Origin of the sequence: Pseudomonas putida, from assembly GCF_004357765.1 — a bacterium.
GTDB lineage: Bacteria > Pseudomonadota > Gammaproteobacteria > Pseudomonadales > Pseudomonadaceae > Aquipseudomonas > Aquipseudomonas putida_U.
On sequence record NZ_SMTE01000153.1, the window covers coordinates 1 to 515 of the forward strand.

1 pseudogene is annotated in these 515 nt (G+C 58.4%); it reads left to right on the forward strand.

The features are described 5' to 3' along the window. Positions 1 to 515, forward strand: a pseudogene (locus E2H86_RS25850) (PrkA family serine protein kinase); the annotation flags it as partial.

The following is a 515-nucleotide window of genomic DNA, read 5'->3' on the forward strand; positions in this document are numbered from 1 at the left end:
GCAACAGCTCGCTGGCCGCTGCGCCGTGCGCGCCGAACACGCTGAAGATGATGGCGCAGTTCGCGGTGCTCACCCGCATAAAAGAGCCCGAGAACTCCAACATCTTCTCGAAGATGCGCGTGTATGACGGCGAGAGCCTGAAGGATGTCGACCCGAAAGCGAAGTCGTACCAGGAGTACCGCGACTTGGCCGGCATCGACGAGGGCATGACGGGCTTGTCGACACGCTTTGCCTTCAAGGTGCTCTCGAAGGTGTTCAACTTCGACGGCACGGAGGTGGCGGCCAATCCGGTGCACTTGCTGTACGTGCTCGAGCAGCAGATCGAGCGCGAGCAGTTCCCGCCGGAGACAGAATCCAAGCTGATGTCCTACATCAAGGAATACCTCACGTCGCCGTATGTGGAGTTCATCGGCAAGGAGATTCAGACGTCGTATCTGGAGTCGTATTCGGAGTACGGGCAAAACATTTTCGACCGCTACGGGGTGTTTGCCGACCTGTGGATCCAGGATCAGGAA